This is a genomic window from Pseudoclavibacter sp. RFBB5, from assembly GCF_002931555.1.
Classification (GTDB): domain Bacteria; phylum Actinomycetota; class Actinomycetes; order Actinomycetales; family Microbacteriaceae; genus Pseudoclavibacter.
Window position 1 is genome coordinate 62,131 of record NZ_PSTZ01000002.1, and the last position, 14,905, is coordinate 77,035.

The 14,905-nt window shown below is 70.3% G+C and carries 11 protein-coding genes; 8 read left to right on the top strand and 3 right to left on the bottom strand.

The annotated features are described in order from the left end of the window. Positions 1–66 precede the first annotated feature (66 nt). The gene (locus C5B97_RS02975; protein WP_104310674.1) at positions 67–867 is read left to right on the top strand and encodes a hypothetical protein; all 801 of its coding nucleotides are present in this window, start codon (positions 67–69) and stop codon (positions 865–867) included. Between the two features lie 59 nt (positions 868–926). On the opposite strand, the gene C5B97_RS02980 is transcribed toward C5B97_RS02975, so the two are convergent. Then, the gene (locus C5B97_RS02980) at positions 927–1,712 is read right to left on the bottom strand and encodes an AraC family transcriptional regulator (RefSeq protein WP_104310675.1); all 786 of its coding nucleotides are present in this window, start codon (positions 1,710–1,712) and stop codon (positions 927–929) included. A gap of 85 nt (positions 1,713–1,797) precedes the next feature. Between C5B97_RS02980 and C5B97_RS02985 the strand changes: the two genes are divergently transcribed. From C5B97_RS02985 to purT, 3 genes are all read left to right on the top strand, one after another. Next, complete coding sequence (locus tag C5B97_RS02985) at positions 1,798–3,579, top strand: ABC transporter ATP-binding protein (RefSeq protein WP_219819756.1); 1,782 nt, start codon at positions 1,798–1,800, stop codon at positions 3,577–3,579. Further along, a complete protein-coding gene (locus C5B97_RS02990) occupies positions 3,576–5,399 on the top strand; it encodes an ABC transporter ATP-binding protein (protein ID WP_104310676.1) in 1,824 nt (607 codons plus the stop codon). The genes C5B97_RS02985 and C5B97_RS02990 overlap by 4 nt, the downstream gene beginning before the upstream one ends. 68 nt (positions 5,400–5,467) lie before the next feature. Next, positions 5,468–6,676, top strand: a complete 1,209-nt coding sequence (gene purT / locus C5B97_RS02995; protein WP_104310677.1) for a formate-dependent phosphoribosylglycinamide formyltransferase — start codon at positions 5,468–5,470, stop codon at positions 6,674–6,676. A 234-nt stretch (positions 6,677–6,910) separates the two neighbouring features. Here purT and C5B97_RS03000 read toward each other — a convergent pair whose 3' ends face one another. After that, on the bottom strand, positions 6,911–7,804 hold the full coding sequence (locus C5B97_RS03000; protein WP_104310678.1) for a hypothetical protein: 894 nt from the start codon (positions 7,802–7,804) through the stop codon (positions 6,911–6,913). Positions 7,805–7,962: 158 nt separating this feature from the next. Between C5B97_RS03000 and C5B97_RS03005 the strand changes: the two genes are divergently transcribed. Genes C5B97_RS03005 through C5B97_RS03015 form a run of 3 tightly spaced genes read left to right on the top strand, consistent with a single transcriptional unit; the run spans position 7,963 to position 11,169 of the window. Next, a complete protein-coding gene (locus C5B97_RS03005) occupies positions 7,963–9,021 on the top strand; it encodes a hypothetical protein (protein ID WP_181026885.1) in 1,059 nt (352 codons plus the stop codon). Position 9,022: 1 nt separating this feature from the next. Continuing rightward, positions 9,023–9,883: an ABC transporter ATP-binding protein gene (locus C5B97_RS03010; protein WP_104310680.1), complete on the top strand. Its 861-nt coding sequence runs from the start codon at positions 9,023–9,025 to the stop codon at positions 9,881–9,883. Beyond that, positions 9,880–11,169, top strand: a complete 1,290-nt coding sequence (locus C5B97_RS03015; protein ID WP_104310681.1) for an ABC transporter permease — start codon at positions 9,880–9,882, stop codon at positions 11,167–11,169. Before C5B97_RS03010 ends, C5B97_RS03015 begins: the two co-directional genes overlap by 4 nt. A 135-nt stretch (positions 11,170–11,304) precedes the next feature. On the opposite strand, the gene C5B97_RS03020 is transcribed toward C5B97_RS03015, so the two are convergent. Further along, the gene (locus C5B97_RS03020; protein ID WP_104310682.1) at positions 11,305–11,973 is read right to left on the bottom strand and encodes a hypothetical protein; all 669 of its coding nucleotides are present in this window, start codon (positions 11,971–11,973) and stop codon (positions 11,305–11,307) included. Positions 11,974–12,242: 269 nt separating this feature from the next. Here C5B97_RS03020 and C5B97_RS17705 point away from each other — a divergent pair, with 269 nt between their 5' ends. Further along, on the top strand, positions 12,243–14,639 hold the full coding sequence (locus tag C5B97_RS17705) for an HNH endonuclease signature motif containing protein (RefSeq protein WP_146080704.1): 2,397 nt from the start codon (positions 12,243–12,245) through the stop codon (positions 14,637–14,639). Positions 14,640–14,905: the final 266 nt, after the last annotated feature.

The following is a 14,905-nucleotide window of genomic DNA, read 5'->3' on the forward strand; positions in this document are numbered from 1 at the left end:
TCGGCGTCGCGTTCCTGCCACCGCATCTGGCCGCGGGCCACCCGCGCGCCGCGCTACGCTTCGAGAGTGAATCAAGGTGAGCTGGTCGGGGGGCTGCTCGTCATCTTCGTGCTCGCCGTGATCGCGATCGCCACGATCGTGGTGTTCGGGGACCTCAGCATCCGCCCCCGGCCGCGCCGCCTGCCCGTCTGGCAGTACACGCACCGCGTCATCGGCAAAGACCAGCCCTACGCGACCTCAACGGGTTCGTTCCCGGCAAGCGAGCAGCGCCTGTGGGAGCTCTGGCGCGAAAGCCACACCCCCGGCAGCATCGTCGCCATTCCGGTCGAGCCGGAACCGGTCGCGCCGAAGCCAGCCGCGGACGACACCGACAACGGCAACCGCACCCAGCCGGAAGACGCCGACACCGCAGGCGCAGCTGCCAGCGGGGACAACGCTCCGACTGAAGCCGCCGAGAAGATCCCGGAGGTGCGGCAGGTGCGCGTCTCCCGCGTCTCTCGGGAGCTGCGCTCGGTGTATCCGCTCGCCCTCGTGGGCTTCAACGTGTACTTCGAGGAGTACGAGAAGACCGAGTTCCCGGTCGGCCTCATCGTGCGCGGCAGCGACGGCGTCGCCATGATGACGCTCACCGACGATGACATCGTCGCGTTCGACGAACGCGGGCGACGACTCTGGTCGAGCCGCTGGGAGCGGCTCATCTTCTCCAACGCCCACGACCTGCTCCTCTACAACGGGCACACGCAGATCCGCATCGACGACGAGGACCAGCGCGACCTCGTCGAGGCCCTCGTCGTGAAGTACGGGCGCTTCGAGCAGATGCACTTCCTGCCCGGCCCCGAGCGCCGCGCGCCTGACGCTGACGCCTGACGCCTCACGCCTCACGCCTCACGCCTGACGCCTCACGCCTCACCTTGCTGGCCGCGGGTCTACGGCCGCCAGTCGCTGGGCTTCGACCCCATGGCGCGACGGAAGGCGGCGCTGAACGCGCTCGTCGTGGCGTACCCGACGCGACCCGCGACGGTGCCGACGGGGACGTCGTCGGCGAGCATCCGCGCGGCCGCGGCCATGCGCACCATGGTGCGCCAGTGCGAGAAGGTCATGCCGACCTCCGACGCGAAGATGCGGGCGATCGTGCGGACGCTCAGCGACAGCTGCCACGCCCACGCCTCGACGCCACGATCGTCAGCTGGGTCGTTCAGCACGCGGCGCACGAGCGGGGCGAGGCGCTCGTCGCGGGGCACGGGAACCGTCTCGACGTAGCTCGTCGCCTCTGGCAGCAGTTCGATGACGACCGTCTGCGCCCGCAGGCGCTGGTCGGTCTGCATGGGCGACTCGGCGAGGTGCAGCAGCAGCTCGCGGAAGGCGGCGCCCAGCTGCACGGTGCCGACCGAGGGCCAGTCCGGGGCGACGTCGCTCGTGAAGTAGGTGCAGCATCCGGTCGACGAGGCGTCGACCTCCATCGTGTGCGGTGTGAAGGGCGGCACCCAGATGCCCTGCCCGACGGCGAGCGTGCGCAGGGCGCCTTCGACGAGCACCACGACACTGCCGCGCGACGGCCACATGATCATGCCCTCGGGATGCACGTGCGGCTCCCGGTCCCCGAGGTTCGGGCCGGGGAGCACGGCCGTCGTGAGGAGGAACGGTGCGGGGATGCCAACGGGCCTGACCTCGACGGTCGCAGGCCCTTGGCTGAATTCGAGCGCCTGGAACACGGTGGATCTCCTGGTTGTCCGGAGCGCAACAGAAGTTGGCCGAACGCATCGCTAGCGGGACTTAGGTGAACCTTACTATCGACGGATGCCCCGTGAGAACCCCCAGGCCCCGACCCCCGCATCCGTCATGCGAGACGCACTGTTCGCGTCGGGGCGCAGCTGGCGACTCACGCTCGCAACGCTCGGCTACGTCGTGCACGAAGCCGCCGAGGCGCTGGTGCCGGTCATCGTCGGCGTCATCATCGACCGCGCCATCGTCACCGACGACGTCGCCCAGCTCGCGCTGATGCTCGGCGTGCTGCTCGTGAACTTCCTCGTCCTCTCCTTCTCCTATCGGTGGGCGGCGAGGCTCATGGTGCGCATCTACGGGCACGGCGAGCTGGAGCTCCGGCGGTCGCTGCTGACGCGGGTCCTGCACCCGAACGGGGTCACGAGTCGCCGCAGCCCGGGTGAGCTGCTGCAGATCACGACCTCCGACAGCTACCGAGTCGCGGGCGTCTCGTGGTCGGTTGTGCAGCAGGGGGCAAGCGCCGCGGCGATCCTCGTATCGTCCGCCGCGCTGCTCGCCATCTCGGTGCCGCTCGGCATCGGGGTGCTCGTCGCGTCGCTGCTGATCCTCGTGGGCATGCACGCGACGTCCAAGCCCATTGAAGCGAGAGGGGCCCGAGAGCAGGCATCGGCGAGCGCCGCCAGCGACGTCGCAACTGACCTCGTCGCGGGGCTCCGCATCATCCGCGGCATCCGCGCACAGCCGGAGGCCACACGTCGGTACCGGGACGCGAGTGCGGAGGCGAAGACCGGCGCGATCGCCGCGAACCGCGGCATCCAGCGGTACCTCGCGGTCAGCGGTGTCGCGTCCGGTGCGTTCCTGGCGGTCCTCGCGTTCTCGGCGGCAGCACTCGCCTCGCTGGGGCAGATCACGCTCGGCGAGCTCGTCGCCGTCGTCGGGCTCGGCCAGTACTTGCAGGGCTCGCTCGCGCACGTGGGCACCTTCGCCTCCAACTGGCTGCACAAGCGCGCGTCGGCGGTCCGAGTCGTCGCGGTGCTCGGTGAGGAGCACGCTGTGCCGATCGAGGACACGCACTCCGGCGGGGCCGGGCTCGTGGATGCGGTGCGCGCTTCCACAGACTCCCCCGCGTCGTTCGCGTGGCGGGCACCGGACGGGAGCCTCATCGACGTGGCCCCAGGGGCGCTCGTCGGCATCAAGCCCTCGACGCCAGCGGCCGCACGCGACCTTGCGGCGACACTCGCCTTCCGGGTTCCGCTCGAGGCCGGCGAGGTGACCGTCGCGGGATTGGACGCCCGCACGATCGGCCCCGACGCCTACCGCCGCCTCGTCTTCGCGCCACCCCACGACGCCACCGTCTTCTCGGCGACGCTCGAAGAGAACCTGTTTCTCGAGGCGCAGGTGACGGAGGGATTGGCAGAAGTGCCAGCACTAGGGACGACGGCTGGGGCTTTCGCGGCGGCGGGCGAGCGTCCGACGAACTCCAGCTCACGCCGAGATACAGCCGCAGAGCGCGCGGCTCTCACGGAGGTCTCCGCCCTCGGGTGGGACCGACAGCTCGGCGAACGCGGCCGTCGCCTCTCGGGTGGGCAGCGCCAGCGCGTCCTGTTCGCCCGCGCCTTCGCGAGTGACGCTCGCGTGCTGGTGCTCGACGAGCCCGCCTCCGCGCTGGACCCGGCGACCGAAGCGCGTGTCGCCGAATCGCTCCGCGAGCATCCGGTCACGACGCTGCTCGTCACCCGCAGCCCCCTGCTGCTCGCCGCCTGCGACCGGGTCGTCGAGGTTGGCGGCAAGGTTGGCGGCGGGGCGGGGAACGAAGCCCACGAAGCGCACGCCGACGAGGAACTGGCCCGCCGATGACCACGAAGACGGCGCCAACAGTGCGCACGCCTGCCCTCCTGCCCATCGCGACGGGCCGCGAGACGGCGCACGCCGTCGCCGCCCTGCTGCGCGCATCCCGGACGCGGATCGCCGCTGTCGTGCTGCTGCTCCTCGGCGGGTCATCGTCGACGCTGCTCGTTCCGCGTCTCCTGGGCTGGCTCGTCGACCTCGTCACGGGAGGCGCCGGCGTGGCCGCGCTCGTCACGCCCGGCTTGCTGCTGCTCGTCGTCACGGCGGTCTCAGCGCTGCTCGCCTACGCGGGCATCCGCCTGCTCGTCGCGGTGGTGCAGGAGCTCGTGAGCTCCCTCCGCGAGGACGCCCTGGGCGTCGTGCTCGGGATGCGCGCGAGCCAGGCCGAGAGCTCCGACTCGTCGGACATCGTGTCGCGCGTGACCGGCGACGTCGAGTCCGTGACCGAGGCCGCATCCGGCGTGCTGCCTGCGGTCACGCAGTCGTCGTTCATGATCGTGCTGTCCCTGGCTGGCATCGCCGCCATCAACCCGTGGCTCGGGTTCGCCGCGCTGGTGGCCGTGCCCGTGCAGGTGCTCGCGACGTGGTCCTTCATCCGTCGTTCCCGCCCCGTATATGCGGAGATGCGGGTCGCTGAGGCCGAGCGCGGACAGGTCATCATCGAGGGCGTCAGCGGGGCCGACACGATTCGCGCGCACCGCCGCCAAGCGCTTCAGCTCGCCGAGGTGGATGCGCGCAGCCTGCGGTCGATCGACCTCCAGTACGAGGCGGCTCGCATCCGCACGACGTTCTTCGGGCGCCTGAACGTGGGCGAGTACCTGGGCGTCGCGGCGATCCTGATCGTCAGCTTCTGGCTCGTGCAGGCGGGTGCCGTCTCGATCGGCGGCGCGACCGCTGCTGCCCTCTACTTCCTCGCGCTCTTCGGCCCCATCGGATCGCTGCTGTCGAGCATCGACGAGCTGCAGCTCGCCGGTGTCGGTCTCGCGCGGCTCGTGGGAGTCGTCGGGGCCGGCCGGCACCGTGGGAGCGACAGTCAGGGTGACGTGGCGCCTGCACCCTTCGTCGAACTGGCACCAGCAACGCAGTCGCCGCTACCTGCGATGCCCGCCATCGCAGTCGACGCGGTCGATTTCAGCTACGACGGCGAGCGGATGCAGCTCTCTGACGTCACCCTGACTGTCGCGCCGGGTGAGCGGGTCGCGCTCGTCGGTGAGAGCGGGTCGGGCAAGAGCACGCTCGCGCAGCTCATCGTCGGCGCGTTCGACCCGACGGGCGGTTCGGTCCTCGTGGGTGGGCGGCCCGCGGCGGCCCGCGAGCGCGACGCGAGCGTGATGCTCGTGACGCAGGAGATCCACGTGTTCGCGGCGACGATCGCCGAGAACCTGCGCTTCAGCGCACCGGCGGCGAGCGGCCAGCAGCTCGCGGACGCGGTGCGCACTGTCGGGGCCGAGTGGCTCCTCGAGCTCGACGAGGGCCTCGAGACCCGCGTGGGCGCATCCGGCCTCGCGCTCGACGGTGCCGCCGCCCAGCAGCTCGCTCTCGCCCGAGTGCTGCTGCGCGATCCTGCGATCCTGGTGCTCGACGAGGCGACCGCGGAGGGCGGGGGCGACGACCCGCTTGGCCTCGACGCCGCGCTCACGGCGGCGACCCGCGGCCGCACCTCGGTTGTCGTTGCGCACCGCCTGTCGCAGGCACGCGTCGCCGACAGGATCGTGGTCCTCCGGGCCGGGAAGGTGGTCGAGGAGGGCGCTCACGACGAGCTGGTTCGCCGTGGCGGTGAATACGCCCGACTGTGGGCCGCGTGGGAGCGCGCCTCGCCGGCCGGTTAGACGCTCGCCTCGCGCGTTCGGAGAGCGCGACTCGCCCGCCGGAAACACGGGGGTGGGAGAATGCGTGCATGACGGATGGCACCCTCGGCACCCCGCTCACCCCCGCTTCGACGCGCGCGCTGCTGCTCGGCGCCGGCGAGCTCGGCAAGGAGGTCGCGCTCGAGCTGCAGCGCCTCGGCGTCGAGGTCATCGTGGTCGACCGATACGCGAACGCCCCCGCGATGCAGGTCGCGCACCGCAGCCACGTCGTCGACATGCTCGACCCGGTTGCGCTGCGCGCTGTGCTCGCGCTCGAGCATCCGGACATCGTGATCCCCGAGGTGGAGGCGATCGCGACGCAGGTGCTCGCCGAGATCGAGGCTGAGGGGCGCACACGCGTCGTGCCGACAGCGCGGGCGACGCAGCTCACGATGGACCGCGAGGGCATCCGCAGGCTGGCCGCCGAGGCGCTGGACCTCGCGACGTCGCCGTACCGTTTCGCGGACACGTTCGCCGAGTTCGCGGACGCCATCGAAGCGGTCGGCTTGCCCTGTGTCGTGAAGCCGGTCATGTCGTCGTCGGGGAAGGGCCAGTCGGTGATCCGCGAACCTGACGACATCCAGGCGTCGTGGGACTACGCGCAGGAAGGTGGGCGCACGGGCCGCGGCAGGGTCATCGTCGAAGGCTTCGTGCCCTTCGACTCCGAGATCACCCTGCTGACGGTGCGCCACGTCGGCGGCACCGTCTTCTGCGAGCCGGTCGGGCACACGCAGGTCGACGGCGACTACCGCGAGTCGTGGCAGCCGGCCGCGTTGCCCGAGGCTGCGCTCGAGAAGGCGAAGGTCGTCGCGAAGACGGTGACGGATGCTCTGGGCGGCTACGGCCTGTTCGGGGTCGAGCTGTTCATCGTCGGCGATGACGTGCTCTTCTCCGAGGTGTCGCCGCGTCCGCACGACACGGGCCTGGTGACGCTCGTGTCGCAAGATGTCTCGGAGTTCGCGCTGCACGCCCGCGCGGTCCTCGGCCTTCCGGTGTCGGAGCCGCTGCGCATCGGAGCTGGGTCCGGGGAGCCGGCCGCCGCGTCCTGCGCTGTGCTCGCCGAGGGTACGGGCGTGCCGGTCATCGAGGGTGTGGATGCTGCGCTCGCCATCCCGACGTCGCAGGTGCGGCTCTTCGGGAAGCCGAACGTCGCGGGCAAGCGGCGGGTCGCCGTCGCGCTCGCGCGTGGCGCGGACGTCGACGAGGCGCGGGAGCGGGCGCGCGAGGCCGCGGCGGCGCTGCGCATCACGCTGGACTGAGGCGAGCGGACCTACGCCGCTGGGGAGCGTCAGGCTGGGGGCAAGCCTGGGTCAGCGTGCGCGGGATCGCGCGGCGCCCTTTCGCAGGAGGAGCAACTGGAGCAGGGCGGCGGCGGCGGCGATGATGCCGAACTGCGCGCCGTCCAGGCACAGACCTCTGGGAGATGCATGTTCCCCGCGAGACGAACCTGCATTTCTCGCAGGTCTGCGCCCGCGGGAGGCCGCTCGCGCGCCCTAGCTCTCCAGCCCGAGCTCGCGCACGCATTCGCGGAGGAACGCGGCGCCGGCATCGTCGTGGATGAGGTCGCCGAACGTGACGACGTCGTAGTCCTTCTCGAGGATGCCATCGGCGGGACGGACGTCCACGTGCGCGGCGTCGTACCCGCTGGCGTGCAGCTCGTCGGCCATCTTGTAGTCGCTGCGCGAGTCGCCGACCGAGCGCCACCGTCTCGGCAGCGGGCCGGCGGCCTCGAACTCGGCGAGGGCGCGGCGCGCGCCGTGGTCCTTGTCGAGCTTCACCGACTCGATGTCGGTCGAGATGATCGTGGGGTCGATGCGGAACGGGACGAGGCCCTGCGCATCCGGGGCCTCGCGGTCGCCGTGGCGCATGCCGACGCCCTGCTGCGCGGCGAGCTCGAACGCGGCGTCGTCGAAGGCCTTCTGCCGTTCGAGGTAGGCCTCAGAGCTGACGTCGGTGCGCTGCTCGACCGAGATCATGGCCTTCTTGGTCTCGTCGAAGAAGAGGACGTCGCTGAACTCCCCCTCGCCCAGTTCGCGGATCGCGGCGACGTACGCGGCGGGCGGCACAACCGTCTCGTCGATCTGCAGCTCGCTCATCCCTTCGGGTGAAATCGCCGACCAGGTTCCACCCTTCTCGTACACGCCGAACATGCGCGCGCCCGGCTGCTGCAGCGCCTCGGCGAGCCCGTTCTCGAAGAGCGGCTCGATGACTCGCTCGCGGATGAACTCCTCGGAGCGGCCCGTGATGAACGCGATGGGAACGCCCGCGGCGGCGAGCGTGACGAGGTCATCGAGGATGCTCTGGATCGCGACCGTGCGGGTCACTGGGCTTGCGATGGGGCCGTCGACGTCGAGGAGGAGGCCGAGGTCAGGCGCTGAAGTGGTCACGTCTCATTGTGGCAGGGGGCGAGTCCCCGGGTCCAGGATGGGCGCGCCCAGTGTCGTCGGCCCCTGCTACCTTGTGCGCGGGGTCGGCTTCCGCATCAGGCCGGCGTGACCCGCAGATCTCGTCGCGGTCCTGCGATGCGGACAGAATGGAGCTCGGCGTGCGCGCATGGAAGTCCTGGATCTGGCCGGGAATCAAGATCCTCCTGGTGGCCGTGATCGCCGTCGCGCTCGTCAAGATCGCCTTCTTCAGCTCCGCACCTGAGGAGTCCGCCGCCCTGCCGACCGGCGAGATCGTCGAGCCGACGATCAGCCCCGTGCTCGGCACCATCACGAACGACGTCACGTTGACCGCGAACGTGCAGGAGTCGCCCGCCGTCGAGGCGAAGGTGCCCATGATGGGCACGATCGACGCCGTCTACGCGACGCAGGGCGGCCGCGTCGAGGCGGGCGACGTGCTCGCGTCGATCCGCAACGAGAAGACGCCGACCGCCGTGGTTCCGACGGCACCGGATGCGACCGGCGAGGCCCAGCCCGCGCCGGCGGCCGAGCCGGAGTACGAGTGGAACGAGATCGTCGCCCCGACGTCGGGCACGATCACGAAGCTCAACCTCATCGCAGAGCAGCAGGTGTCCGTCGGGGAGGCGCCGGTGGCGATCACTCCGGCGAGCTTCGTCGTGAAGGGCACGATCCCACCGGCCCAGCTGTACCGTCTCGCGACGACGCCGACGGATGCGCAGGTGACGATCACGGCCGGCCCTGCACCCTTCACGTGCACCGAGCTGCGCATCGCGTCCGGTGCAGCGGCGAAGAGCAGCAGCGCCGCGCAGGACCCGAGTGGCGCATCCGGTGCCCCTGAGACGACGGACACGACGACCGTCACGTGCCGTGTTCCTGCCGAGGTGACCGTCTTCCCCGGCCTCGAAGCCAACGTGGTGCTGCACGGCGGGGTGGCGGAGAACGTGCTCACGCTCCCCATTACGGCCGTGAAGGGCCAGGCAGAGACGGGCGTCGTGTTCGTGCAGGGGGCCGACGGCGCCATCGAGGAACGCGACGTGAAGCTGGGCCTCACCGACGGCACGCTCGTGCAGATCGCCGAGGGGGTCTCCGAGACCGACATCGTGCTCGAGTTCGTGCCGGGTGCCGACCAGGCGAGCCCGGAGGACTGCTTCATCGACCCGATGAGCGGCACAGAGGTCTGCGGAATGCTCGGCGGCTGACGTGGCGTTCATCGAACTCCGCGACATCTCGAAGTCGGTGCGGGCCGCCGACGACAGCGAGCTGCACATCCTGCGCGGCGTGAACCTGCGAATCGAAGAGGGCGAGCACCTCTCCATCGTGGGCCGCTCGGGGTCGGGCAAGTCGACGCTGCTGAACATCCTCGGGCTCCTGGACGCACCGACGAGCGGCGAGCTGCTCTTCGACGGCAAGCCGACTGCGGCCCTGCGCCTGCGGGCGCGTGACCGGATGCGCGGGGCCCAGATCGGCTTCGTGTTCCAGCAGTTCAACCTGCTCGAGGGACGCACGGCGGCGGAGAACGTCGCCATGCCGCTGCTCTACGCCCGCGACCGCACGTTCTGGCGGCGCGACGCGCTCGCCAGGGAGGCGCTCACCGATGTGGGCCTCGATCATCGCCTCGACTCGCTGCCCACTCGCCTCTCCGGTGGCGAGCAGCAACGCGTCGCGATCGCACGCGCCATCGTGCGCCGGCCGCGGGTGATCCTCGCCGATGAGCCCACCGGGGCGCTCGACGTCGAGACGGGCGCGCGAGTCATGACGCTGCTCGCCGACATCTCGAAGGAGACGGGGGCCGCGCTGGTCACCATCACCCACGACGAGAACGTCGCGGCGAGAGCCGACCGGATGCTGCGGCTCGATGCGGGCGTGCTCGTTCCTTCGAGCGCCGGCCGGGGTACGGATGCCGCCATGGATCCGGGCACCGGTCTGCATTCGGACAGGAGCACGGCGACAGACCTGCAATTGGACCTGGAGCTCGACGTCGACTCGACCGCGCCCTCGACTGCGACTGCGACGAGGGCCAGGACGACCGAGGCGACTCCCGCGGAAGGCGGGAGCACATGAGCTGGTTCACGCAGGTCACCGGCGCGTTCATCGAGGCCTGGGATGAGCTGCGAGTGCACCGGGTGCGCGTCACGCTGGCGCTCGTCGGGATCGGGATCGCCGTGTTCGCGATCGTCGCGGTCACGGGGCTCGGGTCGATAACACGGCAGTCGTCCATCGAGATCTCCGAACGCTCGAGCGGCCGGCCCGCGAGCTACCAGCTGATGGTGTCGAGCGAGGCCACCGACGAGAAGGTGGAGGTCTACGAGGCGGCGTACGCCGCCGCCATCGAACGGTACGGGATCACGTACCAGTCGACGTCCGGGTACGCGGCGACGCGCATCCAGTTCGTTGACGGGGTCGCCGACGTCGAGTCGATGATCGTCGATCCGGCGTATGGGGAGATGCACCGGGTGAAACTGCTCGACGGGTCCTGGCTCACGGCCAGCGACGCCGACCGCCTCGCGCCAGCGGTCGTCGTCAACGAGACCATGTGGAACCGGCTCGGCAACCCCTCGATGGCTGAGCATCCGACGCTCGAGGTCGCAGGGTCCGCTCCGACCACGGCCGTGGTGGTCGGTGTCTCCGCGAACATCTATCCGGACTATCCGGAGCAGCTCTACGTTCTCAGCGATGCGCAGCACCTGCTCGGCGCCAGCTCGGGCGGCGGGATGATGGGCGGTGGCGGCATGATGAGCGGATCCTTCACCGACCCGTTGGCTGCTGGCGCGGAGGGGGACTCCGCCATGTTCCCCACCTACGAGCTGTGGTTGCCCCTCGAGAACCACGAGCAGCTGTCGAGCCAGATCGTTCGGGACCTGAAGGCGGCGCTCGGGGAAGGCGGAGCGGTCGAAGCGCAGCGCATGGACTACCTGGCGTGGGGCGACGATCCGTTCCTGGCCGTGCAGATCCTGGTGACGGCCGTCGGCGGCATCGTCTTGCTGGTCGGCACGATCGGGTTCGTGAACCTGTCCATCGTGACGGTCAAGCAGCGGGTGCGAGAGATCGGCATCCGTCGCTCGTTCGGAGCAACGGGTGGGCGCGTCTTCTTCTCGATCCTGCTGGAGAGTGTCGTGGGGACGCTGCTCGCAGGCGTCGTGGGCATCGGCTGCGCGATCGTGCTGCTGCAGAATCCGCTTGTCCAGGAGGCCATCACGGGTGGGCTCGGACTCACCGACTCGGTGCCGTTCCCGGTCGATGCTGCGGTGCTCGGCATCGTCGTCAGTGTCGGTGTCGGGCTGCTGGCAGGGTTCATCCCGGCCGTCATCGCGACCCGCAGCAACGTGATCGACGCGATCAGGTCATAGGGCGTCGCTGCGTCGTTCGGGTTGGGGTTCGGGGTTCGGGGTCCGGGGTTCGGGGTCCGAGCGTCCGAGCGTCCGGGCGTCCGAGCGTCCGAGGCTCAGCGGTCGGCTGGCCTGCGGGGGGGTCCAGCTCGGCGGCTAGGTGGCTTGCGCGGCTTCCGGACCGGCGGTCGGCGTGCCGAAGCGAAGGGCCGCGACGACGGCCCAGATCAAGAGCAGCGGCAGCGCGACGTAGGCGCCGGCCATGAGGGGTGCGCTCAGCGTCAGGTAGCTGGCGGCGGATACGAGCAGCGCGAGGACGGTCGCACCGCTGACAAGCGTCGCCCAGAGCACGCGCCGAGTCTGGCCGATCAGCACGATCAGCACGAGGGCCGCCAGCGCCAGCATCTTCACGCCGTCGACGACCTGGATTGCCGCCCAGATCTGCCCGGAGTCGAGACCGATCACGCCTGCTGCTCCGTCGGATGCGAGCCCGAACGTGAGGAGCGCTTCGCCTGCCAACTGGATGAGCGAGAGCACAAGCGTTGCCAGGCCCGCACCGCGGGTGGCTCTGCGCATCCGCTCGCTGCCGAGCAGGGTCGACATCCCGTAAAGGGCGACGGCGGCGAGGCCATGCACGAGTGCCGCGTTGACGAGCACGCTCGGCGAGGTGGCGTAGGCGGCGGCGATGGTGGCCGAGCTGTCGCTGGGGGCGACGTCGGGGGCACCGACCAGCAGGCCGCTCACCCAGGCCGACACGTAGACGCCGCACCACACCCACAGCGTGCGCTGGATCTCGAGCGTCGGGGCCGCGAGCGGTGAAGTCATGCGACAACGCTAGCCGGGGCGCGCGAATGGATGCTGTGTTCAGGCGGGTGGGTGCTGGGCCCTCGCGGATGGATGCTCACCTCACGCGGGCGCGGTGCGCTCGCGGCGGTCCACTGTCTGCCCCTTCCGAGCGATACCCCCGTGAATGGGGTTCGTCGGGTGATGGGCCGGCTCGCCTGTCCCCCCTTTCCCGCGGAAAATGTGGCACCTATGGCCAAGAAGTGACGCCCGAAACGCAGAATGTCGGTGGTCCGGGAGACGATGCAGGCATGCAGAACGAACCCGTCGACACCAAGGCACCGCAGGCAGCGGCGCTCGGTCGTTCCGCGACGACGGGTGAGGTCCGTGACCGCCTCGAGGCTCGCCTCGGCGTCGAACTCGCCGTCGTCGACGGGGCATGCGACGATGCTTCGCGGCAAGGGGTGCCCACCCGTTCCGTCAGGACCCGTCAGGTGCGCGACCGCCTCGCGGCACGACTTGGCGTCGAACCCGCCGTCGTCGACGGGGCCTGCCAAGACGCCGAAGACCGCGCGGCCGGCCCACGCCGCGCCCTGCTGATCTCCGCGCTCGCCGACAACCAGCGGCAGCTCAACAGGCTGCACGGCGAGCAGGCCGAGCTCCACGCTCAGGCGCTCGAGATGGGCCTCCGCGGCGATGAGCTCGCTGGCACGTCAAGTCCGGCACTCGAGGTTCGGTCGCTTGCGGGCGAGATCGGGGCCGTGTCGGGAAGGTCGCAGCGGTCGGTGCAGATCGAGCTCGGTCGGGCGTATGCGATTGCCAAGGTCTTCGAGCCGGTTCAGGGCGCCATGGAGGCCGGAGCGATCAGTCGGGCGCACGCGCTCGTGATCGTCGACGCCGGTCTTCGCATCGCGCATCCCGACCCGGCCGAGCTCGAGCGCCGCAGGGCGGAGTTCTGCAGGGTGGTGCTCGAGAAGGCAGTCTCGACGACGCCTGGCCGCATCAAGGCGCTTGCGGAGCGCGCTGCCGAAGAGCTGACGGAGGAGTCGCTGGATGAGCGCTTCGAGCGGGCCCGCCGCGCTCGGAGGGTCACGCTTGCGCAGCTCGAAGACGGGCTCGGCGAGCTGTCCATCGTTGACTCCTACGCGAAGCTCAGGCTTGTCTTCGACCGCACGACGAGGCAGGCGCGCGTCATCAGCGACGCCGAGCGACGGGCAGCTAGAGAGCGTGCCGACTCTGATCGCGCTGCCGACACCGGTCACGCGGCGGGCTCTGATCACGCTGCGGACTCCGGTCACGCTGCAGGCTCTGATCACGCTGCGGACTCCGGTCACGCTCCGGACTCTCTCGAGGCCGAGGCCGGCGATCCGGCCGGGCAGCTGGCCGGTTCCCATCTGTCTACGGGCGACTTCGAGGATGGGACGGCGGGCGCGGGCGCGGGCGCGGAGACGCGTGCGGATGCAGCTGACCCGAACGAGGGCCCTCTGCCCGAGCCACGTTCGCTGGATGAGGTGCGAGCCGACGTGCTGAGCGACAGCTTCCTCCGGGCGACGCCGGAGGAGTTGAAGGGCCGAGACCCCGTCGAGGCGAAGATCGCCTTCGTGGTCCCCGTCGAGGCGTACCTTGCTCCGGCGGCGCCTCAGCACCGCGGAATGGTGCCGGGCGTGCCACCGGATTCGCCTGGCGCTACCGACGCTCCGCCGCCGCGTGTGGCCTCAGCTCCGGCCCTTCTTGACGGTTACATCCCCGTTCCGACTGCGGAGGTTCGCCGTCTCATCGACGCGGCTCCCGAGTTCGAGCGCATCTTCACCGACCCCATCAAGGGGACGCTTGTCGAGGTCGACAGCTACCGACCGACGAGTGCGATGCGACGCCGGCTCGCCGTTCGCGACGGTCGGTGCCGCTTTGTGGGCTGCATGATGCCGGCGAACCGCTGCGAGATCGACCACACGAAGGCCTGGGAGGAAGGCGGACCCACGAGTCTCCCCAACCTCGGCCACCTCTGCAAGGGCGACCACACGGGCAAGCACCACGGTGACTGGGCCGCGCAGCAACTGGCGGATGGGACCTACGAATGGAGCTCACCCACCGGACTCCTCTTCCGAGACGAGCCAGTGCAGTTCGGGAGACTCACCGCCTTGCCGCCGCCCCTCCCTGCCGCGGATGCTCACGCCGTCGACCCGCCAGACGCGAGAACCCCGCGAGGGCCAAACACCCCTGCAAATCCTGCGAACCCTGCAAACCCTGCAAACCCTGGCGACCCTGCGCGCCTTGCCGAGCTTGGCGAGCTTGGCGAGCTTGGCGAGCTTGGCGAGCTTGGCGAGCTTGGCCAGCCTCACAGTCCTCATGACTCTGGCGACACCCGTGCATCCCCCGACGCAGGCGACTCCAGCGACACCGGCGACGCCGACGCCGACGACGCTGGCGACGCTGGCGACGCTGGCGACGCTGGCGACGCTGGCGACGAGGATCGTGGTCGGCGCTTCCCGAAGGTCGGTTTCCTGGAGGAGTTCCGGCGTGAACGTGCGGCGAAGAAGGCGGCCATCGACGCGGCGGGCTCTCGGACGCGGCAGCCGGAGTTCCGTCCAACAGCGCACCAAGACAACGCTGAAGGCTTGGCGCAGAACCTGCCAGAGGGCGGGGCGGGAACCGGAGACCGCCTGGGTCAGGAGGACCCGGACTCCTCGCACGATCCACCGCCCTTTTAGGCCTTCGGATTCCCACCCCGTTCACCGTTGGCAGGGCGTCTCACGGTCGTACATTGAGATGCAGGGGCGGCGGCAGTCAGGTGCAACGCGACAACACGATGGGACGGCCGCGAAGCATCCGCGCTCGCAGCAGGGCTGACGGCGGCGGTCGGGCATCGACCGTGGCATCGGCCGCGCCAACGGACGCGAGAGCCGTCAGGAGAACGGTCGGGGCTGCGACGCCAACTGCAAGAGCAGCAAGACCCAAAGCAACAAGCAGCAAGCAG